The following is a 26764-nucleotide window of genomic DNA, read 5'->3' as shown; positions in this document are numbered from 1 at the left end:
CTTGCGGGTTCTCAGGGCAGCGCCCTGAGCCCTCGGAGAGCTTTTTGATGTCAAGATCTGCAATTTTCAAGGTTCTTTTGAGCCTATTTTTTTCGGCTCGTTTTTTCATAGATCACTTGACACTACCCTCTGACTTTACTCTGCCTTTTTGTTCCATTCCCGGATGATCTGCGGAATATCACAAAGTGTATCTGCCTTCCGATCGATCAGCGAAAGAAGCTCCTCATCCGGCTGGGTGAGATCCGGCACCATAATGACACGGCATCCGGCACCGGCGGCCGCACGAACGCCGTTTGGCGAATCCTCCACCGCCGCACATTCTTCCGGTTTTCTTCCGATCTTCCTGCATGCATATTCATACACATCCGGAAACGGCTTGCCACGCTCTACCATAGTAGCACAGACGATGTCGTCAAACAGATCCAGAATTCCAATCTCACTTAAATAGCTTCTCGTCCGCTCTTCATCCGTTGCCGTCACAACGGCAGTCTGATATCCGGCTTCCCGAAGACTGCAGAGCACTTCGTCCACGCCGTCCTTCTTCTCGATTCCGTTGGCTTTCAGATGCTCGCTCATCAGCTCTTTTCTCCGCTCCCGGATAGCCCAATAATCGTACTGCTCACCATACGTCTTTGCGAACCATGGGGCAGCGTACCTGCTGGCAAAACTGCGGAACTGATAAGAATCCTCTTCTGTCAGCAAAAGCCCGGCTTCTTCTGCCGCCTGTCTCCAGAACCGGGTCAGGTATTTTTCCGTATCAATCAGAACACCGTCCATATCAAAGAGTACTGCTTTTATTCTCATCTTCTCTTACCATATTCCTTCCATCTTTTCTACAAGCAGGGATTTCACCGCACCCTTTTCCTGTACGTGGAACTCAAAGTTCCCCATCTCGGACTGCTGATAAAACTTCTTCGCTCCTGCCGCTTGCCCTTCATTTAAAAATACCTCACAGACATTCCGGTCCACAAAAACTTCCACCACTGTCACCTGATCAATGTCCGCAGGATAGAGAATATTTTTCGCTCCTTCCCCGACAGTCCGGAAACGGCACTGTCCGTCTTTCTGCTCCAGATAGAGCTTGCGGTCCTTCCATTTATAAAGCGTCATGCGGAAATCCGCCGAATGTTCCAGTTCCAGTCTGACATAGTAGGTGTTCCCTTCGATTCCGGAAAGTTCCACATTCTCGTCACATCCTTCATAGACCGGGTAACGGATCAGCTGATAAATTCCCTGAACCGGATTCTGGTACAGCCTTCCATCCTTGACATGGAGCACCCTCGGAATACTCATGCTTCCGCAGGCTCCATTTACTGATTTGACATGTTCCTTTGCAACATCGCTGATCCAGCCGATGGCAACTCTCCCGATCTCGGTTTCAAGTGTCTGCACGGCATAAAAATCCGCGCCGAAATCATATAGTCCCTTCGTCTCCGCATGGAACTGATCCTGATACCATTCTCCGATATGGTAATATGTCCCGTTTTTCCTTCCGTGCTCGTCCACGTGGCCGCAGTATCCGGCTGTCAGCACCCACTGATTGTCCAGTTTGTAAAGATCCGGGCATTCCAGAGGAAAACATCCTTCCTCCTGCTTTTCCTCGAAGATCTCCTGACAGTACGTCCACTGCACAAGATTGTAGGACTTATAAAGCGCAACCGCCGGGTGTTCCTTTGTCCGTGTGCCGATGATCATCTTGTATTCGCCATCTTCAAAAAATACTTTCGGATCCCGGAAATCCTGGATTTCCTCATCTTCCGGTCCATCGATAATCCGGCTCTCCCGTTCCCACGAAATTCCGTCCCAGCTTTCCGTCATGACCTGGTATTCCCTCATATTCTGCGGTTCTTTCCGCTTTCCGATATGTCTTGTAAAGAACAGCCTCATTTTCTGCTCATCATCAATCAGCGCAGTCCCCGAAAACGCTCCTCCCACAAGTTCCGGATGATTCAGAATCTCCTGCTGCGGCTCCATGCACACCGGGAGGTGTACCCAGTGAATCAGATCCTGGCTGACTGCATGTCCCCAGTACATATTGTCCCACTCTTCCGAGAATGGATGAAACTGGTAAAACAGATGATAGTATCCGTGATAAAAGCAAAAGCCGTTCGGATCATTCATCCATCCCTTCAGTGGTGAGAGATGAAACTGATTTCGCACCGGCGTATCGTACCATCCTGCCCACTGGCTTTTACCGTAAAATCTGCCGTCCTGGATCAGGCAGATTCCCCGCTCCATGATATTTTCACATCCGCTTAAATACGCGTAGGAAATCTCGCAGTCCTCGGGCGTCACCTCATAGGTTGTTCCCTGGTTGACAGCGATCCGCATCCACTTTCTGTACTGGTCAATCCGGAACATCTTGCGCACGCTTCCGGAAATCATATGAAGTCTGCCTGTCTTCCCAGGTTCTGTCTTAATAAACAATTCCAGCTGTCTGTATTTTTGTGTATTAAATCTCATGTTTTTCCTCCTGTTCTCAGGCGTATTTGTCGTCAGTTATCTACTTCTACTGTACAGTTTATCACAAAGCGCCGCATTAAAAAAGCGGTATCCCTTCCGAACGCTCGACAAAATCCGGCCGGAAACGATACCGCCTTCCCTTTGATGTCTACAGAATGATGCTTACAAGAATTCCCGCAGTCAAAAGAATCAGAAGAATCCCTACACTGACCTGAAGCCATCTAGGATTTTTGACCTCCTGATCTGAAATTTCATCTTCCGGCTCCACATCTATCTCAGATTCCGCAAGAATCGATTCGATAATTACTCCTGCCTGCTCCGCATCCCGTCCATCTACATAGATCTTCTCTCCGAAGATCGAATTCCCCGTATACACATCCATAACTCCTCCGGCCCCTCTGGCCTCGCGGAATCCCTGAATACCGTTTCTCTGAAGTGCCTCCAAAAGCATCTCGGCCTCGATTCTGTCGCCTGCCGTATAAATGCAGACCGGACTCATAGCCTCCACTTTTTCCCTTCTTACTGCTCTCATACGAACACCTCTTTTCCTTTACACCAGCGGATTTTCTGATCAAAGATTTCTATCTTTATTATACTTCTGTTTTTTCTCATTTTCAATTCGGATTTCCCTTGACAAGACCTGTTTTAAGATCTATTATGATATCAAAATAATATCACTTTAACTCATGTTTGAATGAAGGAGGAAGAGTTATGGAGGCAAAAGAATCCCTGATCCAGGAGGAACGGATTATTCACGCACTGAACGGTTTTCTCATGTTGTTTGTCAGTACCGTAGTACTGATAGCAGGTACCGCGCTTTTTATCGCAGGACCCGTTTTTTACAGCATGGACCGGGTATCCGGCGGACTTTGCGGTGTTCTCGTGACGCTTGGCATCATCCTTTTCGTTGTTGCCATCATTTTGTACTGCGGACTGAAGATTCTCAATCCGAACGAAGCCCTTGTATTTGCACTCTTTGGTAAATACTACGGCACGATCAAAAAATCCGGCTACTACTGGGTAAACCCTTTCTGCTCGGCAATCAACCCGACAGGAAACAAAGCCGGTTTTACCGTTTCAGCCGGCGGACGTACTTCCGTAACGCCTGCCGCGAAAAAGATTTCTCTTAAGACAATGACTCTCGACAATGCAAAGCAGAAAGTCAATGACGAACTGGGAAATCCGGTGGAGATCGGCGTCATTGTCATCTGGAAGGTTGTAAATCCGACGCAGGCTGTCATCAACGTGGAGAATTATAAAAACTACCTCTCCATCCAGTGCGATGCCATCATCCGGAATACGGCCCGCATGTATCCTTACGACACAAGCGAAAAGGGTGACGAAAAGTCTCTGCGCGGCAGCAGCCAGGAGATTGCGGATATCATGCAGCTGGAGCTTCAGGAAAAGGTAAAAGATGCCGGTATCCAGATCATTGACGTGCGTATTACCCATCTGGCTTACGCACCGGAGATCGCGTCCGCCATGCTTCAGAGGCAGCAGGCCGCAGCCATCATTGACGCACGCCAGAAGATCGTGGAAGGTGCAGTCGGCATGGTGCAGATGGCTCTGGATAAGCTGAATGAAAATGATATTGTAGAGCTTGACGAAGAACGCAAAGCCGCCATGGTCAGCAATCTTCTTGTCGTACTGTGCGGCAACAAGGACGCGCAGCCGATCGTAAACAGCGGTACCATCTATTAAAATCAGGAAAAGGTGGGACACATTTTGGAGAAAAATACGACTGAAAAGGGAAAAGCCAAAAAACAGGTCCCTTTAAGGCTCTCCCAGAGCCTTTATAACGAAATCGCCCAATGGGCAGAAGATGATTTCCGTTCCATGAACGGGCAGATCGAATATCTTTTGACCGAGTGTGTGAAATACCGGAAAAAGAAACTGAATAAAGAGTAAAAAACAGGAAGAGTTTCCAGTCCGGAACTCTTCCTGTTTTTTTATTCTTTATGCTTTTTTCTAAACAAGATGTAACAGGTGTGTTGCCACCTGAAAGTATACCATGATAGAGCAGACGTCCACGATCGTTGTGATCAGCGGCGCCGCCATGATGGCCGGATCCAGGCGCAGCTTCTTTGCGACAAGCGGAAGCACACATCCGATCAGCTTCGCGATCAGAATTGTCGCAACAAGTGATATCGATACAAGAAGTGCCAGCATCGGATCATGGTAACGGATCACCATATAAATTCCGTTGACTACCGCAAGAGCCGCTCCCACAAGAATGGCCACCCGGAACTCTTTGAAAATCACCTTGAAAATATCTTTAAAATGAATCTCGTCAAGGGCAATACCGCGGATAATCAGCGTCGAGCTCTGGGAGCCGCAGTTTCCGCCGGTGTCCGTCAGCATCGGAATGAAGGAAACGAGAAGCGGAACGGCAGTAAATGCTTCCTGATAGTGCGCGATGATCGTCTGTGTCAGCGTCGCGGAAAGCATCAGCACCAGAAGCCATCCGATCCGGTTTCTTGCGTGTTTGATCACGCCTGTTTCAAAATACGGCTGTTCACTCGGGCTCAAGGCGTTCATGATTTCCATATCTTCTGTCGTCTCATCAACGAGGACATCCATCGCGTCATCGACTGTCACGATTCCGACCATATATCCCTGCTGGTCCAGAACCGGGAGCGCCAGAAGATCATACTTGGAAAGCAGATGCACTGCCTCCTCCTGGTCGGTATGAGTTGTGACGGAAATAATCTCTGTCTCCATCAGCTCTTCCATCGTCATGTCATCGTCCATTGTCATCAGATCCTTGGCAGAGACGATCCCGACAAGCCTTCTATTTTCCAGCACATAACAGGTATAGATCGTTTCTTTGTGAATCCCGGTCTGTTTGATGTGGTCCATGGCCTCTTTGACTGTCGTTTTCCGGCGCAGATCCACATACTCCGTCGTCATAATGCTGCCCGCACTGTCCTCCGGATAATTCAGAATCGTATTGATCTGCGCACGTCTTTCTTTATCGACCTGCTCCAGGATCCGCGTCACCAGATTGGCCGGCAGCTCCTCCAGCAGATCGACCGTGTCATCCATGTAGAGCTCATCAATCAAATCTTTCAGCTCTTTTTCCGTAAACATTTCCACCAGATAAGTCTGCATGGAGCTGCTCATCTCCGCAAATACTTCCGCCGCTTTTGCTTTTTCAATCAGGCGGAACGCCAGAATCATTTCCTTATCTTCCAGCTCGGCAAGAAGAGCTGCAATGTCTACGGTATTCATGACCTCCAGAATACTTCTGACTGCCTTGAACTCTTTTTTCTTCAAGAGGTCTGTTAAAATCTGTCTGTTCATAGCAATCCCTACTTTCTTTTATGAATTTTTCCATGTAACAATACGAGTCATAACTGCCTCCAGCATCCATTGCACCTCACCTGCCTTTCTTTTATCGGACGTTACTGTTCATTCCGTGGAACATTTTGTTTTACAGGGAAGAAATTTCCTGTGAAACAAAAAAATCTCCGGCAAAAACCGGAGATACCTGATCCTGTCCTTTCTTACGTACAAGCTTTAGTATCACAGGGCATAAAAACTGCGTTAGGTTATGCCTTATCGCCGACATAACCTGTTGACCAGCGCATTGTGTCTCCACAATTTAGCGGCAGCAATCTTAGGTGTCCCAGATCCCTGTGGTAACCTCACCTACCGATTTCCTATACCATCATACTTCGATTATCATCCGGTGTCAAGTTTTTGTTTCTTTCTTTTCGGATCTGATTTATACTGGAAAGTATCAAAGGAGGGTGATGCATGTGCGTATATTAATTGCAGAAGACGAAAAGGATCTGAATCAGATTCTTACTTCACGTCTGAAGGCCGAACACTACAGCGTGGATTCCTGTAAAAACGGCCGGGAAGTGCTGGAATATATGGCCGGCGCCGAATATGATGCCCTGGTCCTGGATATTATGATGCCGGTACTCGACGGCTTAAGTGTCTTAAAGAAAATCCGTCAGCGAGGCTGTACCGTTCCGGTTCTTCTTCTGACTGCAAAAGACAGCATCGAAGACCGCGTGGCAGGTCTTGACGCCGGAGCGAACGATTATCTTGTCAAACCATTTGCCTTTGAGGAGCTGCTTGCACGAATCCGGGTACTGCTACGCAAACCTGCCGAGACTCCATCCAGCTGTCTTCAGACTGCAGATCTGAAGATCCTTCTGGATACCCATCAGGTATTCCGCGGGGATACGGAAATCCGTCTCTCCGGGAAAGAGTTCTCCCTGCTCCGCTACATGATGCAGAATGAAGGAATCGTGCTGTCCCGCGACAAGCTGGAACAGCATATCTGGAATTATGACTATACCGGCGGTTCCAATGTTATCGATGTCTATATCCGCTATCTCCGCCGCAAAATCGATGACGGGTACGAGCCGAAACTGATTCATACAGTACGGGGCGCCGGATACGTCCTGAAGGTGGTATCATGAAACGATTATCTTTAAAATTAAAAGTAACATTACTGTATTCCTTTTTCATGACACTTCTGACCTGCGCGGCTCTTGCGATTTTGTTCTCCCTGAGCAATCAGGAGATTCTTGCTTCTACGCAGAATACACTGAAAAAGCAGGTGCAGGAAAGCATGGAGGATGTCGAATGGGAAGACGGTTCTTTTGATCTGGATTCGGATTTCTATGATCTGGACGGCGGTGTGTATTTGTCCCTTTATACGGAGACCGGAGAGCTTCTGTATGGACGGATTCCCTACGGATTTGATCTGAAGCCGGATTTTTCCGACGGACAGCTCCAGACACTTTCCGATTCCGGCCGTCAGTGGTACGTGTTTGACCTTGCCCACCGGATTTCCGGCTATGGACTCGTCTATATCCGCGGAATTTCCTCTGTCACAGAGGCGGAATCCAGTTTCCGGATCACGCTCCGTTTCGCCATGATTGTGCTTCCGCTTCTGGTTGTGTTGACTGCAGTGATCGGATATCTCTTTACGCGAAGGACGCTCCGCCCTGTCCGCAGGATCACGGATACGGTACAGGAAATTCAGACAAACCAGGATCTTTCCCGACGCGTCGAGCTTGGAAATGGAACCGATGAAATTTATCAGCTTGCCGATACATTTGACCAGCTGCTTGACCGGATTGAACGTGCCTTCCGGAGGGAACAGCAGTTTACTTCTGATGTTTCCCATGAGCTTCGTACTCCGATTACCGTGATTCTGGCCCAGTGTGACGCGGCACTTGCCGACGAAACCCTGAACGGTGAACACCGTCAGCAGATTGAGCTGATCGAAAAAAAGGCGCGGAATATGGCTCAGATTATTTCCCAGCTTCTGCTGCTCTCAAGGGCAGATCAGGGAAGACAGAAGCTTCAGCTGGAAACGCTCAATCTCAGCGAGCTCACTGAGATGGTCTGCGAAGAGCAGGCGATTCTGGCCGGAGAAAAACAGATCATCATCAACACACAGATTGAGCCGGAACTATATGCCTCCGTCGATGAGACCTTTTATATCCGGATGCTTGTCAACCTGATTTCCAATGCCATCTGTTATGGCAACGAAGGCGGACACATTCTTGTCTCCTGTTTCCGGCAGAACGGATTTATCACCGGATCCGTGGAAGACGACGGCATCGGCATTTCCGCAGAAGATCTGCCGCACATCTGGGACCGGTTTTACCGGGCAGATACCTCCCGAAGCGCGTCAGGACATTCGGGACTTGGGCTTTCCATGGTGAAATGGATTATCGAGGCTCATGGCGGTACAATCACAGCGGAAAGCATCCCGGGAAAGGGAACCATATTTACCTTTTTGCTGCCGGAAGAAAAAAAATAAATTTCTGTTTTCCTTTAATGTTCCTTTAATCTTTGGGTACTATACTTACATCAACAACAAAAAAACACCCCGAAAAACCAAAGGGACATCATAGAAAGGAGATTTATTATGAAAAAAAGAATGATTGTTACAGCAGCAGTTACCCTTACACTTCTCGGCCTGGCTGCCGGATGCGGAGGCGGAAATGATATCGGAGAGGACAGGGCAAAGGAGATCGCTTTAGAAGACGCAGGCGTAGCCGAATCCGATATTTCCAGATTCCAGTCTTCCAAAGAACGGGACGATGGAAGAACTACCTATGAGATTCAGTTCAACTCCGGCGATACAGAATATGACTATGAGATCAACGCCGAAAACGGTGACATCCTGAGTTACGATACGGAAACTGCAGGAAACGGACGCAGTCAGATTCAAAGCGGCACAGACACTGCCGGCAATACAGACACGGCTCAGTCACAGGATGACACCCAGAACAGCACCCAGGATAACACCCAGAATAATACTCAGAACAATACTCAGAGCAATACCGGAACTACCCAGACTCCGAATGTTCAGATCAGTGAAGCGGACGCAAAAGCCGCAGCTTTGGAACGGGTTCCGGGCGCAACCGAGCAGGATCTGCGCATGGAGCTGGAACATGATGATGGAAAATATATCTACGAAGGAGATATTATCTACCAGCAGACCGAGTATGAATTCGAAATTGATGCAAATACAGGAAACTTCCTGAAATGGAGCGAAGAGAGAGCATAACAGCTCCCTGTAAGAAAAACTGAAACATGATGAAAGGCGGCTGCCGTAACCGGTCTGATTCCTGACCGGATCACGGCAACCGCCTTTTTCTTTTGTCTTTCATTGTCCTTCCCGCCATCTGTTAGAAAAGATCTCTTGTGTAGATCTGCTCCATGCATGTCTCGAAAGACTCTCTTAAAAATGCACTCCATTTTCTAAGCATTTCCGGCACCTCCTTTTAATTTTGATTGCATTGTAGCTTAATTTTCGCTATAATTCTTGTCAAATATATGGAGAAACCGGCCAGATTTTGCAGGAGGGATATGTATATGCACTTTTTTTATGAACTGAAAGAATCCAGTATGGAAATTGAGAAAAAGACTTCTGTCCATGTTCCTCCCCACCTTCACCGGTCACTGGAATGCATTTTTGTTACCAGTGGTACGCTGGAACTTGGCATCGGTACAGAGCTTTTCCATATGAATACCGGCGATTTCGGAATTGTATTTCCTGAGCAGATCCACCACTATCAGGTCTTTGACAGCGCGTTCTGTCAGGCAGTTTATCTGCTTGCCGCCCCTTCGCTTTCGGGTCCATTCTCAGATCATCTTCAAAACTTTGTTCCTGAATATCCTGTCCTGTCTGCGGCAAACGTCCATCCGGACATTACGTATGCCCTGCAGTCTCTTCTGAATCTTGGAACCCCTGCCTGGACTTCAGTGCTTTGTCAGTCCTACACCCAGATCATCCTTTCCCGGACACTTCCGCTTTTCTCTCTACAGCCCAAAAAGGATTTGACAGGGCAGGACATTGTATTTGATGCCGTCTCCTACATGGCAGGACATTTTACAGAAGAGCTCTCTTTGTCCCGGATGGCCAAAGATCTTGGTTACAGCCAGTTTGCGCTTTCCCGTGTCTTTTCCTCCGTTTTTCATACAAACTTTAACCAGTATTTAAATGACCTTCGTCTGAACTGTGCGCTTGGGCTGTTGAAGAACACCTCGCTTCCGGTTACTGAACTTGCCATGAATGCCGGTTTCACCAGTCTGCGCACATTCAACCGTGCCTTTAAGGAGCGCTTTCACATGTCGCCAAGAGAATACCGGAAGCAGCAGGCAGCTCCCGGTTCCTGATTTTCTTCTTTTTCAGGAGACAATTGCTTCATGCTTCCATTTTCCGCTTTTAAAGCGGAGCAGAAAACAGACAGAGCGGGCAACCCAGTCGATAATCATGGCAACCCAGACGCCAAATACACCCATTCCAAAATACTGTCCCAGAATATAGCTGAAAATAATCCGGAAAATCCACATGGAAACCACAGAAATAACCATACACATCCTTGCATCTCCTGCTGCCCGGAATACAGCCGGTGTTGTAAATGCCAGCGGCCAGATCAGTACACTGCATATTGCATAGAATCCGACAATCTGTGTCGTTGTGGATGCCGTAAGCTTCGACAAATGATACGCTTTTAAAATCCACGGCAGTACAAACAGAATAATCGTATTGGTTACAATCATGCTCAAATATGTAATGATCATAAGTTTCTTTGTGTAGTATTTAACCTGCTCATAATCTCCGGCACCCACACATCTGGCAATAACCGTCGTCACTCCCAGTGCGATGGCCATTCCCGGAAGAACCTGAAAAGAAGCAATAGTATTGGAAACCGCATTGGCCGCAATTGCATATGTACCAAATGTAGAAACAAGGCTCAATACAATGATCTTTCCAAGCTGAAACATACTGTTTTCCAGTCCATTCGGAATTCCGACCTTCAAAATGTTCCTGATCATCTGCCAGTCCGGACGGTAATGTAGATTTCTCTCCATGGATATTGTCTGACCCGGACGAAGCAGCAGAGAAATGATCAGTATCGCCGCCACCATTCTGGATATGAGCGTTGGAACAGCCACCCCTTCAGTTCCCCTGTGCAGTCCATAAATCAAACATGCGTTACCTGTCACATTGATAATATTCATAATAACAGACACCCGCATGGAAACTTCCGAATTCCCCATTGTACGGAAAATAGCCGCACCGCCGTTATATAATGCAATGAACGGAACAGATGCCGCCACAATCATCAGATAAATGTCTGCATGCCGCATGACATCCTCTTCGATCTTTCCAAACACTCCATGAAGAATCCAGCTTTTGCACAGATAAATCAGTACGGTAATCACAACTGCACAGATCGTAATAAACCAGATAAGCTGTGTAGCAGCCTGTCTGGCTTTTTCTTTATCTTTTCGTCCAAGATACTGCCCTGCAACCACGGCACCTCCGGTTGCAAGAGCAGAAAACACGTTGATCAGAAGCACCATGATATTATCCACCAGCGACACCCCGGAAACCGCCGCTTCTCCTACATTCGCTACCATAATGCTGTCCGCCATCCCGACCAGTACGGATAAAAGCTGCTCAATTACCAGCGGAATCAGCAAAGCCGTCAGATCCCGGCTGCTGAATAAATATCCGGATCTGTCCACCTTCTCTTTTCCTCTCATTTGTATATCCCCCTTTTCACGTAATGTCTATTATAAAACTTCTGTCCGGAGGATACAATCCTTTCTGCCCGGTTTCTCTATTTCTCGAGCAAACGCACTTTCACATGGTAGGTAAGGGTCTTCCCCGGTTCCAGAAATTTCAGGCGGCCGTCCCTCCTCATGACATCTCTGCCGTCCGGATAACAGTTGCCACATTCCAGGCCAAGCACATAATCCCGGACGCCCATCATTTTCCACTCGGTAAAGCAGTCCAGTTTCTTCGGATCAAACCGGATTTCCAGGCCGATTCCAAGTTTCGGCTGGCAGATGGACGCACGACCCTCTTTTTTACATTCATGGTAATAACAGCGTTCCTCATAGCCTGCCTGCGGTTTCTCCATATGCATCCAGTTTTCCAGGTCTTCTGCCGCATGGGCATTGCGCGGGCGCACCTGTTCCGAGGATACTTCCACAATACTGTCTTCATCCAGGAGTGGATAGCCCATATTCATATGGTACAAAAGCTCAATCGGCTCCGTCCGGTCTCCTTCATTGACAATCCTGTCACAGATCGTAAACGAAGCTTCCGTAAGGCTGACCCGGATCTCTCTTATCAGCTTCAGTTTCCTGCCAAAAATCACCTCGTCCCGCATCTGCGCATGAACAACGATCTCGCCGTCTTCCTCCTCCCACCGGTAATATTCCGCAGGGACATTGGCGATCGAACCGTGCATCGGCACCTGTTCCCCGCCGTCTTCACACGGCACACCCACGGATTCCAGACCGCATGTGGTCAAAAATCCTGCTGTAAAGGATTTGAGAAAATGATCCTCTCTCCTGTCATAATATGCCGGTCCCACATACCCGCACGGGGAAAAGTACCCCATATTGATTCCGCGGAACCGAAGTCTGGAAATATCCGCCGCACGGTCCAGCGACACCGTCAGATGCACCCCTGTCCCGCTGCTGATTTCCAGCAGACGCATTCCATCTCCTTTCCCGCCTACAAGGCGGTGTTCTTCCACACTCCAGATCTGCGAATCATGTCCAATATACGGATTCATACACATTCCTCCTCTTTCTTTATCTGTCAATCTGCTTTCATCCAGACCTGCATTTCTCCTTCACCCCGGTTGTTCCACAGATAATACGGGACAGCCCGGACTTTGACTTTTTCCTTCACCGGACGATACGGCATGTAAAGGTCCTGCCCCTCCGGCAGTTTGATCCGGACAGCATCTGCCTCCAGCTCCACATATCCATTCCACTCCGGACGGGCCGTCTCCCGGATTCCCGCTTCCGTATTCAGCACCAGTTCATCCAGACGCGGCCCGTTGTCCGCTTCTTCCAGGCAGTACACCAGTGGTCCTCTTGTCATGGCCGCCCTGCCAAGATCATAATGGATCTTCGGATTTGCCCCGACAAACTGTGCTTTCATCTCAAAATCTGCCTGAATCGTGGTCTCCTGTTTCCAGTTCCTGCAAAACACAGCATATCCCTTTTCAACCTGATCCGGCACCACCGCTTCTCCATTGATCGTAAAGCGCCAGTTTTCTGCCCAGCCGGGAATCCGAAGCGCAAATTCAATATCTCTTTCTCCATCACCCTGAATCGTAAAGCTGATCTTGCCATCGTTCGGATACTCTGTTTTCTGGATGACCGAAAGCGTCTGTCCCCCTGTATTCAGATGCGCAGTCCCTGCAATATACAGCTGGACATTGACCCGGCTTTCCCCGACCGTATAAATATATTTCCAAAGACTTCCGATCAGCCTTGCGAGATTCGGCGGACAGCAGGCACATGAGAACCATTTCCTGCGGAGAGTCCCGACATGATGCCGCTCCGGATTTGCCTTGCTTACCTCCGGAACCGCTTCCAGCGGATTCACATAGAAAAACCGGTTCCCTTCATAGTTCATTCCGCCAAGCACAGTATTATACAGAGCCTGCTCCATTACATCCCCGTATACCGAATCCGTTTCGCACTGCAGCATTCTATGAGCAAAAAAAATCAGTCCGATGGACGCGCAGGTCTCGGAATAATTCGTATCATTCGGCAGATCGTAGTCTTGCGTAAACGCTTCTCCGGACGAAGTCGCACCGATTCCGCCGGTCAGATACATCTGCTTTGTAGTCACATCATCCCACAGCCTTCTGCAGACCCGGTAAAGTTCCTGGTCCTTCGTCTTTGCCGCAAGATCAGCCATCGCCGTGTACATATACATGGCTCGCACCGCATGGCCAACCGCCGTCTCCTGCTGCCGGACCGGTGCATGAAACTGATTGTAATAGCTATAAGGATAGTGATTGTACCTCTCATTGGGTTCCGGAATTTTTGCCCCGTTCCAGAAAGTGGTCCTTCCGCGCTTTTCAAACTCCTCCTCAAAAAAGCGGTTCGTCCCTCTGGTCTCCAGAAAATATGAAGCAAGCCGCAGATACTGCTCTTCTCCCGAAACCTCGTACAGCTTCAGCAATGCAAGTTCAATCTCCTGATGCCCCGGGTAACCGTGCATCTTTCCCTCTTCCTGTCCAAAGATTTGCGTCAGATAGTCCGCAAGACGACAGGCCGCCCGGTAGATCTTTTCTTTTCCCGTTGCCTGATAATAAGCAATCGCTCCCTCGATCATATGCCCCGCACAATAAAGCTCATGGCACTCCAGCAGATCACTCCACTTTTTGTCCGGCTCCCGAATCGTAAAATAGGTATCCAGATACCCGTCCGGCTCCTGCGCTTTTACAATCAGATCAATCAGAGAATCCGCCTGCTCCTCCAGATGAGGATCACGCTCCAGCATTAAAATATTTCCGACAGCCTCCAGCCACTTATACACATCACTGTCCTGAAACACCTGCCCGTAAAACGCCCCCTCCATCTCACCTGCCGCAATCCGGAAATTGTCGATCGCATGACTGGGCTCGGCATCCTCTCTCCGATCATTCAAAATATCCCACTGATACGGAATTACACCATTCCGTATCACCCCGATATACCGGTTCCAGAATCCACTCTCAATCCTGCAGGCCCCCTGCCCCGGAATCTCATTTCTCTCCACTGTCCATCACTCCTCACCTTCCTTGATACATATCCTATATTACAGGTTGCTCCTATAAACATACTATATCTTCCACACACCACTTCCGTCAACATAAAAACTTGGGGACGTGTACCGATGCACAGGAACCCGTCCCCAATGGTGTTATTTCCTACCATCTCAGTAGGTTATTCTTGATAGCGAATCCGTTCGACGATGGATTCTTTTTTGATATTTCGGCTCAGGATGAAGGAGAGTGAGATCTGTAGTGCCGTTAGGATGATAATCATGGCAGCGATCTCGATGACCGGGATGTGGTACACATCCAGACCGAAGTATCCATGTTCTCTTCCGTAGCAGAAAAGTGCGTATCCTGCCGGCATGCCGACGAGGAGGGATACGAGGATACTTCCGGCGGTGAAGAGGACTCCTTCGTTTCTGAGCATGCTGTTCATCTGGCTGTTTGTCATGCCGAGTGCCTGCATGACGCCGAGTTCTCGTTTTCGTGTGATGATGCTGATGATTATGGTATTTGCCATGTTCATGAATGCGATCAGTCCGACGAGGAGGAGGAAGCCGTAGGCAAGTGTCTCGAACATGCCGAGGCTGCTTTCGGATGTCTCCAATGCGCCCTGATAGGTGCTGAATTCGTAATGCTGTTTATCCGTAAGCAGGTCTTCCAGCTGGTTTTGTACGTCTGCGCAGTCCTGTGGGCGGCAGTCTACCCAGATGGTACCGATGCTTTTTCCGGAAAGTCCCAGCTGATCATAGGCTTCATCTGTGATAATCCAGTCGTAATTGCTGCTTCCGAAGGCTCCTGTCATTGTTCCCTGGAACCTGGCTTCGCCGCCTGCGTCTCCCATAGTCATGGTGACGGTATCGCCGAGATCATAACCGCTCTCTTCGATGAAATAAGACCAGCCGTAAAGGATGTCTCCGTTTTTCGCTGCGGTTTCGTAGTCAACTTCTCCTTTTAATGACCCCTGGTATTCTTCGTCATCGAACTGTTCTTTGTTCAGAACGCCGATGGACTGAAGATTGCCGTTCTGATCATAAGCGTACATCATGTAGCGAATCTTGACATCTGTAACGGCATCGATTTTCCTGATCTGCTCCACCAGTTCCTCATCCAGAGGGTTGGCTTTTAAGATGGAGTCCAGATTGTTTTCCGGATAGGCCGTATCAGCCTTGCTGTAGGTAAGGTCGATCTGGAACTGTCCGTACGGTACCTGTTTTCTTGCGTCATATCTGGTGCTGACATTTCCGGTAAAGTTGGCTGCCACTACAAAGAGGACACAGGAAAGTCCCATGGAAATAATTGTGGTGATGGTCCGCTTCCGGTTCATGGACATATTAGCCTGGGTCAACTGGCGCACGCCCATCTGTTTTCTGCCCCTGCGAAGTCCTTTGTTTTTCTTCTGACTGCCCTGGAAACGGATTGCCTCCACCGGCGAAATCCTGGAAATCACTTTCATCGGACGTTTCAATGCCGCCCATACCGCAATGGCTGATGCTGCCGCACAGAGGAGAAGTAATGGAATCGATACCATATTAACCTGTACCACATCCTGGTTTCCTAAGGTTGTGCTCTGAGAGAGCCAGCTGTTCATAAAGCCAATGGAAACGGTGGTTCCGACAATCAGTCCTGCCGGAATACTGATTATGGTAAGCAGCATTCCTTCCCGGAATACCAGTTTTTTCATCTGTTTTTTCGTTGCGCCAAGCGCCTTGATTTTTCCGTATTCCTGAATCTTCTGAATCAGTCCTACCTGAAAAATGTTGTAAATGACCATGACTGCAAAGAATACTACAATCAGTGCCACAACGATGCAGCCGACAATCATTTCCATACCCGGATCCAGAACCCACATAGAATAATACATATTGTCAAAGGCATATTCCGGATTGATCCCACATTCCTCCGCCAGGTCTTTGATGGTCATCTCCAGAGTGGAGGAATTTACATCCACGGAATCGGACAGGCTGAAATAAATCGTATATGCCCGTTCTTCCGGTGCATAGAGGGATTCATAGCAGGCTTTGGAGACGTAGGCCGTATAAGACCGATTTTCCTGCTCTTTCACCGTCTGGCTCATGATGCCGCTTACAAGAAACTCTTTTTCCTGATAGGTCTCGTGAGTATTTCTCCGGAACCGGATGTTCACCTTGTCTCCCACTTTCACATCCGGATAGCCGATCCGCTCAAACATGGCCTTCTGCCCCGCAATTTCATTTTCCTGTTCCGGGAAGGCACCTTCCTGAAGCTGCCTGTCAAGATTAGCCAGATCCCTGGTCTCATTATCCATCCAGACCATGGAAATGCTTCTCGCGTTTTCAATAGTTCCAATAGTTGCCGCTCTTCCGATCCGGTCAAATTCGCTCCGCTTTTCCATCTCGCCGATCTGATCTTCGGTTACTCCGGCGTAGGAGCCGTAATAGGAACCATAAAATTCTTCTGCGTTTGCACTCTGAAATTTGATCTGGCCGTACCCGAACGTGGCGATTGCTGAAAGCAGTACCGTGGTAAGGAAGATGGAAAGCATAATAAGAATGCTTCTTGTCTTATTCTTTTTATTGTTACTCAGTGCAAGTTTTGTGATCATTTTCATCTTAACTCTTCCACCTTTCCGTCCTCAATCACGAGAATCCGGTCCGCGATCTGGGCAATGTCTTCGTCGTGTGTAATCATAACCAGTGTCTGTCCGTATTTTTCTACGGACATTTTCAGAAGTGCTATGACCTCGTCACTTGTCCGGGAATCCAGATTTCCCGTCGGCTCATCGGCAAAAAGGATATCCGGGCGGGAAGCAAGCGCCCTTGCGATGGCAACTCTTTGCTGCTGACCTCCGGAAAGTGTATTTGGAAGATTGTGAAGCTTCTTTTCCAGTCCCAGCGTCTTTACAATATCCATGACAAATGCTTCATCCGCTTTGCGTCCGTCCAGTCCGATCGGGAGCACAATATTTTCCCACACATTAATGGAGGAAACCAGGTTAAACGACTGGAAAATAAAACCTATTTTTCTTCTCCGAAAGACTGCAAGAGCGTCTTCTTTGTACGAGAAAATGTCTTTCCCACGGATAAATACTTTCCCGCTTGTCGGGGTGTCAAGCCCGCCCAGCATATGAAGCAGCGTGCTTTTTCCAGAACCGGATTTTCCGACAATCGCGACAAATTCTCCTTTCTGGATGTCAATGTTGGCATTCTGCACCGCTCTTACTTCGTTTTCGCCGCTTCCATAATATTTACATAAATTTTCTGTTCTTAAAATTTTATCCATATCATCTGATTCCTTTCTGCTGTCATTTTCCTGTTCTGTCATCTATCTTACCGCGCCTGTCTTTCATTTCCCTTGCAGAAACAGAAAAAAAGCCTTACAGTTTTGTAAGACTTCTATTCTACCGATATGGAATCTGCACTACAAACACGGATCCTTTCTCTTTTTTCATCTTCTTTCCATCCAGAGAAATGGTGCCGTGATGGCCTTCAATGATCTTCCGGGCAAGGTAAAGCCCCACACCGGAACCTTCCTCCTTTTGAACTTCCTTTTCATCCCCCCGGTAAAATCTCTGAAAGACTTTGTGATAGTTTTCTCTGGCAATTCCGATTCCCTGATCCTGGATCTCTATTCTCAAAAAGGATGCCATTCTGGCTGCGCGGATCGTCACGGTTGTTCCCGGCGGACTGTATTTTACCGCGTTATCCAGCAGATTAACCAGCGCCTCACACAGCCATTTGGAGTCGAGCGGAAGAATAAGATCTTCCAGCTTGTCTTCCGCCTCCATCTCGATTTCAATCTCCTTTTTCTGAGCCTTTACCCATACACGGTTGACCGCTTCCAGAATCACATCAAAGATTCTGCCCTCTGTAAGCTTCAACTCAATCATTCCGGTCTCCATCCGGGAAATATTTACAAGCGCTTCCACCAGCTGTCCCAGGCTTTGCATCTGTTCTTCCAGTCTGCCCTCAAACTCCCGGCGTTCGTCCTTTGTCAGGTCCTCATTTTTCAGCACTTCAAAGCAGGAATTGAGCGCCGCTACCGGTGTCTTCAGCTGATGGGAAATATCGGTGACCAGCGTCTTCGTCTCCTGCTTCTCCTGCTGTGCCTGTGCTTCCATCATTTCCACGTAGTTTCCGAGAGAATCCAGCTCATCCAGAATCCGGTCTTCACTTTCTTCCTCTTCATACCAGTCCATAAGATCCTGCCGGTAATCACCCTCCCGGATTCTCGCAATCCCGTCTGCCGCCTTTTTGCTCTGTTCTTCCATTTCCTTTTTATGTCTGTGTTTTTCATAGAAAACAACAGCCGCATAGCCAAGATAAAGAGCCACTGCACCGCCTGCCGTCCATCCGCAGTTTCTCAGAAAACGTTGCCCTTCCAGACTGTCCCTGACATGCTCATATCCGTAGTCTCCGAGAATATCCTGCACTTCTTCTGTATTCAGATCCCCGTCCTCTTTCAGAATCTGAAACACCTCTTCCGCTGGATTTTCCGCCAAAAGCAGTCTTGCCCTGGAAGCCAGATTTTCCTGATATGTCTCATACTGCCAGAACAAAATCATTGCTGTCACGGCGGCCGTCACAAGAAATCCGAGAACCAGTTCTGTAATACACCGCCTTGTCTCTTTTTTCATGACCTGTTCCCCTGCCTTTTCTGGCAGTCCTGGTCCCAGATGTATCCCAGCCCCCGAACATTCCGGATATACTGAGGATGTGAAATATCCGGCTCAATCTTTTCACGAAGCCTTCTGATATTGACTGCCACTGTATTTTCATCTACGAATTCACCATCCACATCAAAGAGCTGATCCAGAATCTGTCCCTTGGACAGGATCTGTCTTGGACGTTCCAGAAAAAGTTTCAGCATCTTCCACTCATTTTTTGTAAACGAGACTTCCCCGTCCCCCTTTTTTGCGCACATTCTGGACATGGAAAAGACGAGTTCCCCGGATTCGATTTCATCTGCCGCCGCTTTCTGATGCCGTTTGAAAAAGGCGTTCACTTTCAGGACAAGCACCGACAGGCTGAACGGTTTTGTGACGTAATCATCCGCCCCTGCCTCGTATCCCATAACCTGATCCATGTCCGTATCCATCGCGGTCAGGCAGATCACATGCGTCATGCTGTCTTTTCTGATCCGCCGGATCAGATCCAGACTGTTGCCATCCGGCAGATTCACATCACAGATCATCAGACCCGGCTCGTCTTTCAAGAACATCTCCCAGGCCTCTTTGATCGTTCTGGCACTATCCACCTCATACCCTTCTTTTTTTAATGTGAACTCAATCCCACGATTGACACTTTCCTCATCTTCCAGCAATAAAATTTCTGCCATGCCTTTCACTCCTGTCTATTGCTTTTACGTCTCTTTCTCTGCACGCACTGCCAAAAATGTCGGGATTCCATGCTCATGAAGATTCCCTTCTCCATTCGTGTCTTCATAAAGATGGGTAAGACAAAATCCAGCCTTTAGAAGCCCTCCGATCTGCTCCTCCACCGTATGAGAAAACTGAATCCCGTCACCGCTTTGCATCGCTTCCTCATACAGTTTCCTGTCTTTCAACGGATTGTACGGAAGCCCGTGAACAATACAGGTCTCTGTATCATCGAATATATAATTCATCCCGTTATCCACGCCGGCAAGCAAAATTCCACCTTTTTTCAACACACGGAAACATTCTTTCCATACCGGCAGGACTTCTTCCACATAGCAGTTGGAAACCGGATGGAAAATCAGGTCAAAGGTCTCATCCGCAAACGGAAAGGTCTTAGTCATATCCGCTTTGACAATCTCAATGTCGTACCCTTCCCTTTTTGCCACCATCTCTTCACTTGCAAGCTGCCGGTCCGAATAGTCCAGCACGGTACAGATCCCGCCAAGCGCCGCAAAAATGGGCATCTGCTGTCCACCTCCGGAGGCAAGCCCCAGAATCTTCTTCCCTTTCAACTCCGGAAACCAGGATTTTGGAACCGGCTTTGTCGGTGTCAGCACCATCTCCCATTCTCCGTTTACGGCCTTTTCATATACCTCGTGGGAAATCGGTATGCCCCAGATCCAGCCTTCCTCTACCCACTGGTCGATTGTTTTTGCATTCTCTTTTGTGTAATCCTTCTCATACATCATCAAATTTCCCTCCCTATGCTATCTATGATACCACAGCCAGAGTATGGAAGAAAACAAAAAACTGACAGGTCTTCCCGTCAGCTTCTGTTCTTTTCTATTTACTTTTTTATCTCATCCAGCCGGTTTTCCAATGCAAGGCGCATTGCAAAGGCCGCACCGTCCTCATCATTGGTTTTTGTAATGTAACCTGCCGCTTCCAGTATCTTTTCATGGGCATTTCCCATCGCTACTGCCGCGCCGAATCCGGCCTGAAACATGGACAGATCATTCAGACTGTCTCCAAGTACCATCACTTCTTCTTTCCGGTACCCCAGCTTTTCCATATATCTTGAGATCGCATGCCCTTTTTGTGCCTTCTCATCCGTCAGCTCCAGATTGTTAAAAAAGGAAGATGCAACCGCGATTCCCGGAATCTTTTCCATCTCTTTCCAGATCTCCTGAATGATTTCCCCGGTCTTTGCGTTGATAAACACTTTATAAATCGGAATCTTCATCTCCCAGAGCTCCTCCAGGCTCCCGATTCGGCACATACGCCTCAACAGCTGCTGAAACTGATCCGATTCAAGGATTTCTTCATCCGTATTTCCCGGGAAAAACAACCTGGATTCTTCCAGAAGCTTCTGCTCCAGATCTTCTTCCTCTGTCAGGACAATATCCTTTCCCGTTGTGCAGAAACGGATATACGCCGGGAACTTCTCCACACAGGAAACGATCTGTTCAAAGCACTTCGGATCCATAGGTATCGTCTGAAGAAGCTCTCCATCCCGGTTTCGGATCTCCGCGCCACTTCCCGTCACCCAGTCACAGTCCAGCGGAAAATTTTTTAATGTATCGGATGCCGATGGATAATCCCGTCCTGTTGCGATCATAAAACGGATTCCACCCTGTTGAACATCCTGTATTGTCTGATAAGTCTGCTCTGAAATCGTATGTCCGGAATTTAAAAGCGTTCCGTCCATATCCGCTGCTATTACTTTTATCATCTCTTTTCTCCTTGTCCCTGCATGCTCGTCTCCTTTATCTTATCACAGGAGAAAAAACCATACAATCTACATTCTGTCTATGATTTTCTTTCTTATTTCCGGTTCTGTAGGCAGATTTTCCAGATCAGTGTGAAACGGGGACGTGTTCCGATGCATCGGAACACGTCCCCAATGGTGTTAATCCCTATCTTTCCGATAGAGTTTCTTGAGATTTTGTACTTTGCCGAGGCGTTCGGCGGACTGGGATGCCATGCGTTCGGAGATGGCTAGTACCATGGCGTCGATCATGGCAACGGCGGTGGTCATGGAGTGGTATTCTTCTTTTTCTCCCCGGTATACGTAAATGTTGATGTCTGCCCGCTGGTCGCTTGGTGCGTAGAGTCTGCTTGTGAAGGCAAGTGTCTGGTAGCCTGCGGTCTGTGCGTAGTCCAGGATGATCCTTCCTTCTGTGGATACTTTGGAGTAACTGAAGATGATAACGAGGTCTCCTTCGCCTGCGTGTGCGATTCCTTCGATCACTTCGGAACCGCCGGATGGCACCATGGTCACATCAAATCCAAGTCTGCGAAGCCGGAAAAACAGCAGTTGTCCGGCAGATGCAGATGCGTTTTTGGCGTGGATATAGATTCGTCTGGCTTTCTGGATTGCAGTGAGTGCTTTATCCATTTCACCGATATCAATCTGATTCTGAGTCCGTTCAAGGCATTCCTGCTGGTAGGTAAACCATTTGCGGATGTCAAATCCCTGAATTTTCATCAGGGTGCCTGCGATTTTTCTGGCCGGTCCTTTTCCTACTTTGCGGGCGGCCACATGGTTTTTCATTTCTTTAAAATCGGTATAGCCGATATGTCTTGCGAATCTGGAGATGGTCGCTTCGGACATGTCCAGCCGTTTTGCAAGCTGTCCGATACTCATAAAAAGGAATTCATCCGTATAGTTCTCGATAAAGTCCATAATTTTTAAATCTGATTTTGTATACTTGCTGTCCTCATCCGGCATCAGCCATTCCATCTTTCTTCCTCCGTAATCTTAAGTAGTTTCTGAAATTCTTCCCGGATTTTTGGTGTGCATGCCATGGTATCCGGTCCCTCTATGACTGTCGTTCCGCCTGCTTCTGTGACCAGAAGGCTTCCGGCCGCGTAGTCCCAGATTTTCAGGTTCTCTTCATAAAATCCATCCAGACGCCCGCATGCCACATAGGAAAGTTCCAGTGCCGCGCTCCCGATTCTTCGTATATCCTGGCACTGATCATAGATGCGCCTCATTCTGGCAAAATTTTCGTCCGCGTGTTCCCGGCATCCTGGTGAGGTGCCTATGGCAGTCAGGCAGTCGCCAAGCTGTTCTTTTTTGCTTACCTGAATCGGCTTTCCATTTAAAAATGCGCCTTTCCCGAGTTCCGCAGTAAAGCATTCTTCATGAAATGGATCATAGACGACTCCAAACAGAATTTTTCCTCCTTTGGCATAAGCAAGAGAAATGGTGCTGTGCTGAAAATCATGGATCAGGTTCGTTGTCCCGTCCACCGGATCCAGAATCCAGATGCTCCCCTTCCGGTCGATTCCCTCATTCTCTTTCTCTTCTCCAAGAAGCTGAGCTGTTGGATCCAGTTCTTTTAACTCCGCAAAAATCTGCCGTTGTACCCGGATGTCCACTTCTGTTACATAGTCGGTCCGTCCTTTTTCCCGGATGGTGTCTGCCCCGTCTCTTCCGGTGAGCTCCGCCCCGTTTTTCTTTACAATCTCAACAGCTTTTTCAAATATCATTTCCATTTCCCTGTCTCTCCTAACCGCTCGATGTGCTCTGTCCGAAAACATTACGCCTGCTTTTCCACCAGCACGTTCACATAATTTCCGCCAAGGGCATCGATTTCTTTCAGTGCTTTCTTCAAAATTCCTGCTGTCCGGACCTTGAAAGAAGCATTGTCAGATATGAGAATCTCATACGCTCCTTTTTTCATCTCTGCATAAAGATCGCTTACTGTAATGATTTCTTTTTCAAATTTTGTCCGGATGCATCCGTACTGAACTGCCTGATGGGTGTCGCTTCCGCTTACCACCGGGATCCCTAGCTTGTTCCCGAGCCGGTATGTCTTTTCTTCGGTACCTTTCCGGTCCTGCGCAACATCCTTCCCGTTAAGATCCAGAAAATGGAAACGGCCAAGCTGTTCCATCGGAAGTTCCGGAATATGTCCTCCCTCCCGGAACGGATGCCCTGCTCCTACTATTATAGGATATTTCTCAAACAAATTCATCAGTTTTTCGAATGTGAGAAAGGATCCTTTCTCCTTATTCGGTTCCAGTCTCCGGTTCAGTTCCAGAATATTCTCCGGCGTTCCGATTGATAAAATATGACCACCTTCTGCAATATCTGTCTCCATTCCGGCAAAAATCCGGAGCCCGCCTTCCGTAACGAGCGTATCCCCGTCCCTCCGGCATGTTTTCATCAGATAGCCGTAAAGTTCATCAAACTGTAAGGTGTTAAAATGTTCAGTCAGGCAAAGTGCATTCAGTCCTGCGTCCTTTGCCTCTCCAAACAGCCAGTCAGTGTATACCGTAGAAAACGGCAGTTTTTTTGCCAGTTTTCCGTGGGTGTGAAAATCAAGATACATGTGCGCCTCCTATATCATTACCATAACCAGTACAATGACCGCGATCCACAAAAACGAAACCGCTGCGAACAGCATGTCATTGTACGTCACCTTTAAGGAAGATAGTTTCATCTTCTTTACTTCTTTGTTCACCGCCGCATAGCGGTACCCTTTGATCTCCAGGGCTTCCACTGTAGTTCTGGACCGTTTTGCCGTATTAAGCATAAGCGGATAAAAGGAATGGATAATGACCTTCACCTGGTAAATCAGATAACGGATCTTTCCCATCACGCCTTTGCTGTCCGGTGCGTTTCCCCTCAACCGGTAAGAAAGTAGCACATTCTGAAACTCCTCCATCAGCATCGGCAGCATCCGGTATGCATAGGAAATGGAAAAGGACAGCTTTTCCGGGCATCCATACCACATCAGCCCATTCGACAGACGGTCCGGATCCAGACCGGAAAATACGGTAATCGAGGCCAGTGAGACTGTTGCCACCTTTAATGTCAGTACAAGCAGCGGCACAATTGTCTCCGTATTGCCTCCAAAAAGAAGCGAGACAACAAACAGATATCCTGTCTGCGAAAACACTCCGAGACCGAATAAAACCAGCACCAGCCCTGCCACGCGTGCCATGATCGTGGTCACTGCCACCAGAAGAAAGCATCCAAGCAGAAATACCAGATCATTCATAAACCATGGTACAACAGCAAAAAACAGATACCAGACGAGCAGCACTCTCGGATCCGTCTTTGCAATCAATGTATCATCATTTCCATACGCATTTTTCAGAACCTGATTCCGCAGAAAATCCATGGAAAACTTATCCAGAATGTTCTCGGACATCTTTTTCATCATTCCACTCATCTTAGTTTCCTCCAAATCCCTGTACAAATTCATCCACTGTGTAACAGAATGCGTCCGACTGAATCTCCTGTCCAAGGGTAAAAATCTCCGGCGGCCGGATTCCGGATTTTTTTACGACTTCCATATCCCCGAAAATCTCATCTCTCGTTCCGTCCGCAATGACTTCTCCCTGACACAGTACAATGATCCGTTCTGCCCACTCACATACAAGCTGCATATCGTGCGTCGCTATCATCACTGTCTCTGTGATTTCTTTTATATCATTCAGTGTGCGCATAATCTCTTTTCTCGTCGCAATATCCAGATTGGCCGTCGGCTCATCCAGAAGCAGAATCTCAGGATTGAGGGCAATTCCGATGGCAAGTGATGCCCTTCTCATCTGTCCGCCGGATAAAAGCCGTCCGTCCCGGTCCTTGAATTCCGTGAGCCGGAACCGCTCGAGAAGTGCTTTCGTCCTCTCTTCCCAGTCCGATTCATTCCGCACTTTCATGGCGAACGCCACATCTGACTCAATGGAGTCTTTGATAAACATATCTTCCGGATTCTGGTACACCAAAGATACATACCTGGAAAGCTGTTCCGGCTTCGTATCCTTGATGGATTTCCCCTTTAAGAGGACCTCACCTTTTGCCGGCTTTATAAGACCGGTCATCATTTTCATCATTGTAGACTTTCCGGCACCGTTGGAACCAATCAGTGCGATCTTCTCCCCTCTGTGAATTTCCAGATTCAGTCCGCCAAACACCTGAGCTGCCTTGCCTTTCACTGCCCGGTAGGAGACAGAAACGTCCCGAAACTGCACCATCGCCTCAGTTTCGGATATAACGGCACCTTCACGATCACCACTTCTTTGACATACAAGACCTCCCAGAAGCCGGATTCCATCTTCCATGCTGGACGGCAGCATGTCCGGCTTTGGAATGACCTGTTTTTTGACCATCTCGTAGGCTGCCAGTGTCACCTGAGGCGGAAAAATGTTGCAGGACTGGAGTTCTTCTACCCGGCATAACGCTTCTTTTGTCGGCTTCTTCCATTCCATATGCCCATCTTTCATCAGAATCACATGTTTACAGTACTCCGCAATATACTCGGTATGATGTTCAATCACAATAATTGTTTTTCCATACTTCTCATTCAGATTTTTTAAGATCTGATAAATCAGATCCGCATGATGAGGATCCAGCTGTGCAATCGGTTCGTCCAGAATCAGTACTTCCGGTTCCAGAGATACTACGCCCGCCAGCGCAAGCAGATGGGTCTGCCCTCCGGAAAGCTGCCAGATATACTCATTTTCTCTACCTTCCAGCCCGCACTGCGCCAGTGCTTTCATTCCCCGCTCTTTATAATCCGGCATGGCATAATTCATGCAGGCATAGGAAGCATCGTCCAGCACAGTCGGCCGGACGATCTGATTTTCGAAATCCTGATAGACATATCCCACTTTTCTTGCCAGAGTTCCGATGTCTGAATCCTGAACCTTTACCCCGTCTGCCTCCACACTTCCGGAATACGTTCCGGTGATAAAGTGTGGAATCAGCCCGTTCATTGTCTTGCATAATGTCGATTTCCCGCAGCCATTGTTGCCGACAATCGCTGCAAAATCTCCTTTTTCAATTTCCAGGTTTACGTCATTTAATGTATTTTTCTCCGCTCCCGGATAAGCAAATGTCAAGTGTTTGATTTCAATACTATTCATA

The 26764-nt window shown here is 48.1% G+C and carries 24 protein-coding genes and 1 riboswitch; of the genes, 6 read left to right on the top strand and 18 right to left on the bottom strand.

Annotation, left to right across the window (positions count from 1 at the left end):
* Positions 1–135: 135 nt before the first annotated feature.
* The 3 genes from Selli1_RS13950 to Selli1_RS13940 form a co-directional block, all read right to left on the bottom strand.
* Positions 136–804 carry an HAD family hydrolase gene (locus tag Selli1_RS13950; protein WP_138373433.1) on the bottom strand — a complete coding sequence of 223 codons (669 nt, stop codon included), beginning with the start codon at positions 802–804 and terminating at the stop codon, positions 136–138.
* Positions 805–810: 6 nt separating this feature from the next.
* A complete protein-coding gene (locus Selli1_RS13945) occupies positions 811–2463 on the bottom strand; it encodes a glycoside hydrolase family 32 protein (protein WP_281873502.1) in 1653 nt (550 codons plus the stop codon).
* A gap of 148 nt (positions 2464–2611) precedes the next feature.
* On the bottom strand, positions 2612–2995 hold the full coding sequence (locus Selli1_RS13940; RefSeq protein ID WP_087167072.1) for a putative signal transducing protein: 384 nt from the start codon (positions 2993–2995) through the stop codon (positions 2612–2614).
* Between the two features lie 179 nt (positions 2996–3174).
* Between Selli1_RS13940 and Selli1_RS13935 the strand changes: the two genes are divergently transcribed.
* Complete coding sequence (locus Selli1_RS13935; RefSeq protein WP_281873500.1) at positions 3175–4164, top strand: SPFH domain-containing protein; 990 nt, start codon at positions 3175–3177, stop codon at positions 4162–4164.
* A gap of 12 nt (positions 4165–4176) precedes the next feature.
* On the top strand, positions 4177–4371 hold the full coding sequence (locus Selli1_RS13930; protein WP_171027938.1) for a type II toxin-antitoxin system antitoxin: 195 nt from the start codon (positions 4177–4179) through the stop codon (positions 4369–4371).
* 60 nt (positions 4372–4431) lie between these two features.
* Here the strand turns inward: Selli1_RS13930 and mgtE are convergent, their stop codons facing one another.
* The gene (gene mgtE, locus Selli1_RS13925) at positions 4432–5766 is read right to left on the bottom strand and encodes a magnesium transporter (protein ID WP_087253645.1); all 1335 of its coding nucleotides are present in this window, start codon (positions 5764–5766) and stop codon (positions 4432–4434) included.
* 193 nt (positions 5767–5959) lie between these two features.
* Positions 5960–6129, bottom strand: a riboswitch (M-box (ykoK) riboswitch).
* Between the two features lie 95 nt (positions 6130–6224).
* On the opposite strand from mgtE, the gene Selli1_RS13920 reads away from it, so the two are divergent.
* From Selli1_RS13920 to Selli1_RS13905, 4 genes are all read left to right on the top strand, one after another.
* Complete coding sequence (locus Selli1_RS13920; RefSeq protein ID WP_087253769.1) at positions 6225–6899, top strand: response regulator transcription factor; 675 nt, start codon at positions 6225–6227, stop codon at positions 6897–6899.
* On the top strand, positions 6896–8254 hold the full coding sequence (locus Selli1_RS13915; RefSeq protein WP_138373430.1) for a sensor histidine kinase: 1359 nt from the start codon (positions 6896–6898) through the stop codon (positions 8252–8254). The genes Selli1_RS13920 and Selli1_RS13915 overlap by 4 nt, the downstream gene beginning before the upstream one ends.
* Positions 8255–8362: 108 nt before the next feature.
* Positions 8363–9007, top strand: coding sequence for a PepSY domain-containing protein (locus tag Selli1_RS13910; RefSeq protein ID WP_087253638.1), 645 nt, complete (start codon positions 8363–8365; stop codon positions 9005–9007).
* A 308-nt stretch (positions 9008–9315) separates the two neighbouring features.
* Positions 9316–10119, top strand: a complete 804-nt coding sequence (locus tag Selli1_RS13905) for a helix-turn-helix transcriptional regulator (protein WP_138373429.1) — start codon at positions 9316–9318, stop codon at positions 10117–10119.
* Between the two features lie 12 nt (positions 10120–10131).
* On the opposite strand, the gene Selli1_RS13900 is transcribed toward Selli1_RS13905, so the two are convergent.
* The 14 genes from Selli1_RS13900 to Selli1_RS13835 form a co-directional block, all read right to left on the bottom strand.
* Complete coding sequence (locus Selli1_RS13900; RefSeq protein ID WP_087167064.1) at positions 10132–11496, bottom strand: MATE family efflux transporter; 1365 nt, start codon at positions 11494–11496, stop codon at positions 10132–10134.
* 77 nt (positions 11497–11573) lie between these two features.
* Positions 11574–12539, bottom strand: coding sequence for an aldose 1-epimerase family protein (locus tag Selli1_RS13895; protein ID WP_281873495.1), 966 nt, complete (start codon positions 12537–12539; stop codon positions 11574–11576).
* Positions 12540–12565: 26 nt separating this feature from the next.
* The gene (locus Selli1_RS13890; protein ID WP_087253630.1) at positions 12566–14527 is read right to left on the bottom strand and encodes a glycoside hydrolase family 127 protein; all 1962 of its coding nucleotides are present in this window, start codon (positions 14525–14527) and stop codon (positions 12566–12568) included.
* A 167-nt stretch (positions 14528–14694) separates the two neighbouring features.
* The gene (locus tag Selli1_RS13885) at positions 14695–17115 is read right to left on the bottom strand and encodes an ABC transporter permease (RefSeq protein ID WP_281873493.1); all 2421 of its coding nucleotides are present in this window, start codon (positions 17113–17115) and stop codon (positions 14695–14697) included.
* Positions 17112–17786: an ABC transporter ATP-binding protein gene (locus Selli1_RS13880; protein ID WP_087167249.1), complete on the bottom strand. Its 675-nt coding sequence runs from the start codon at positions 17784–17786 to the stop codon at positions 17112–17114. The genes Selli1_RS13885 and Selli1_RS13880 overlap by 4 nt, the downstream gene beginning before the upstream one ends.
* 118 nt (positions 17787–17904) lie before the next feature.
* Entirely contained in the window at positions 17905–19140 is a 1236-nt protein-coding gene (locus Selli1_RS13875; RefSeq protein ID WP_138373426.1) for a sensor histidine kinase, read from the bottom strand.
* A complete protein-coding gene (locus Selli1_RS13870; protein WP_281873490.1) occupies positions 19137–19841 on the bottom strand; it encodes a response regulator transcription factor in 705 nt (234 codons plus the stop codon). Before Selli1_RS13870 ends, Selli1_RS13875 begins: the two co-directional genes overlap by 4 nt.
* Positions 19842–19865: 24 nt before the next feature.
* Positions 19866–20630, bottom strand: a complete 765-nt coding sequence (locus Selli1_RS13865) for a class I SAM-dependent methyltransferase (RefSeq protein WP_242959040.1) — start codon at positions 20628–20630, stop codon at positions 19866–19868.
* Positions 20631–20728: 98 nt separating this feature from the next.
* Positions 20729–21613 (bottom strand): HAD family hydrolase, encoded by an 885-nt coding sequence (locus Selli1_RS13860; protein WP_281873486.1) that lies wholly within the window; start codon positions 21611–21613, stop codon positions 20729–20731.
* 177 nt (positions 21614–21790) lie between these two features.
* Positions 21791–22624, bottom strand: a complete 834-nt coding sequence (locus Selli1_RS13855) for a MurR/RpiR family transcriptional regulator (protein ID WP_087167057.1) — start codon at positions 22622–22624, stop codon at positions 21791–21793.
* Positions 22612–23382 (bottom strand): inositol monophosphatase family protein, encoded by a 771-nt coding sequence (locus tag Selli1_RS13850; protein ID WP_087253613.1) that lies wholly within the window; start codon positions 23380–23382, stop codon positions 22612–22614. Before Selli1_RS13850 ends, Selli1_RS13855 begins: the two co-directional genes overlap by 13 nt.
* A gap of 44 nt (positions 23383–23426) precedes the next feature.
* Positions 23427–24221 (bottom strand): PHP-associated domain-containing protein, encoded by a 795-nt coding sequence (locus tag Selli1_RS13845; RefSeq protein WP_118636107.1) that lies wholly within the window; start codon positions 24219–24221, stop codon positions 23427–23429.
* A 9-nt stretch (positions 24222–24230) separates the two neighbouring features.
* Positions 24231–25067: an energy-coupling factor transporter transmembrane component T family protein gene (locus Selli1_RS13840; RefSeq protein ID WP_191427609.1), complete on the bottom strand. Its 837-nt coding sequence runs from the start codon at positions 25065–25067 to the stop codon at positions 24231–24233.
* Position 25068: 1 nt separating this feature from the next.
* Entirely contained in the window at positions 25069–26763 is a 1695-nt protein-coding gene (locus tag Selli1_RS13835; protein WP_087253605.1) for an ABC transporter ATP-binding protein, read from the bottom strand.
* Between the last annotated feature and the right edge of the window lies 1 nt (position 26764).

The organism is Sellimonas catena (genome assembly GCF_027924685.1).
In the GTDB taxonomy this organism is placed as follows: Bacteria; Bacillota; Clostridia; order Lachnospirales; family Lachnospiraceae; genus Sellimonas; species Sellimonas catena.
This window is presented reverse-complemented; position numbering and strand designations above follow the sequence as displayed.

Bases quoted from the DNA above. Each gene is read 5' to 3' on its own strand.
- Selli1_RS13950 (WP_138373433.1), bottom strand. From the start codon at position 804: ATGAGAATAAAAGCAGTACTCTTTGATATGGACGGTGTTCTGATTGAT.
- Selli1_RS13945 (WP_281873502.1), bottom strand. From the start codon at position 2,463: ATGAGATTTAATACACAAAAATACAGACAGCTGGAATTGTTTATTAAG.
- Selli1_RS13940 (WP_087167072.1), bottom strand. From the start codon at position 2,995: ATGAGAGCAGTAAGAAGGGAAAAAGTGGAGGCTATGAGTCCGGTCTGC.
- Selli1_RS13935 (WP_281873500.1), top strand. From the start codon at position 3,175: ATGGAGGCAAAAGAATCCCTGATCCAGGAGGAACGGATTATTCACGCA.
- mgtE (WP_087253645.1), bottom strand. From the start codon at position 5,766: ATGAACAGACAGATTTTAACAGACCTCTTGAAGAAAAAAGAGTTCAAG.
- Selli1_RS13915 (WP_138373430.1), top strand. From the start codon at position 6,896: ATGAAACGATTATCTTTAAAATTAAAAGTAACATTACTGTATTCCTTT.
- Selli1_RS13910 (WP_087253638.1), top strand. From the start codon at position 8,363: ATGAAAAAAAGAATGATTGTTACAGCAGCAGTTACCCTTACACTTCTC.
- Selli1_RS13905 (WP_138373429.1), top strand. From the start codon at position 9,316: ATGCACTTTTTTTATGAACTGAAAGAATCCAGTATGGAAATTGAGAAA.
- Selli1_RS13900 (WP_087167064.1), bottom strand. From the start codon at position 11,496: ATGAGAGGAAAAGAGAAGGTGGACAGATCCGGATATTTATTCAGCAGC.
- Selli1_RS13895 (WP_281873495.1), bottom strand. From the start codon at position 12,539: ATGAATCCGTATATTGGACATGATTCGCAGATCTGGAGTGTGGAAGAA.
- Selli1_RS13885 (WP_281873493.1), bottom strand. From the start codon at position 17,115: ATGAAAATGATCACAAAACTTGCACTGAGTAACAATAAAAAGAATAAG.
- Selli1_RS13880 (WP_087167249.1), bottom strand. From the start codon at position 17,786: ATGGATAAAATTTTAAGAACAGAAAATTTATGTAAATATTATGGAAGC.
- Selli1_RS13875 (WP_138373426.1), bottom strand. From the start codon at position 19,140: ATGAAAAAAGAGACAAGGCGGTGTATTACAGAACTGGTTCTCGGATTT.
- Selli1_RS13870 (WP_281873490.1), bottom strand. From the start codon at position 19,841: ATGGCAGAAATTTTATTGCTGGAAGATGAGGAAAGTGTCAATCGTGGG.
- Selli1_RS13865 (WP_242959040.1), bottom strand. From the start codon at position 20,630: ATGATGTATGAGAAGGATTACACAAAAGAGAATGCAAAAACAATCGAC.
- Selli1_RS13860 (WP_281873486.1), bottom strand. From the start codon at position 21,613: ATGATAAAAGTAATAGCAGCGGATATGGACGGAACGCTTTTAAATTCC.
- Selli1_RS13855 (WP_087167057.1), bottom strand. From the start codon at position 22,624: ATGGAATGGCTGATGCCGGATGAGGACAGCAAGTATACAAAATCAGAT.
- Selli1_RS13850 (WP_087253613.1), bottom strand. From the start codon at position 23,382: ATGGAAATGATATTTGAAAAAGCTGTTGAGATTGTAAAGAAAAACGGG.
- Selli1_RS13845 (WP_118636107.1), bottom strand. From the start codon at position 24,221: ATGTATCTTGATTTTCACACCCACGGAAAACTGGCAAAAAAACTGCCG.
- Selli1_RS13840 (WP_191427609.1), bottom strand. From the start codon at position 25,067: ATGAGTGGAATGATGAAAAAGATGTCCGAGAACATTCTGGATAAGTTT.
- Selli1_RS13835 (WP_087253605.1), bottom strand. From the start codon at position 26,763: ATGAATAGTATTGAAATCAAACACTTGACATTTGCTTATCCGGGAGCG.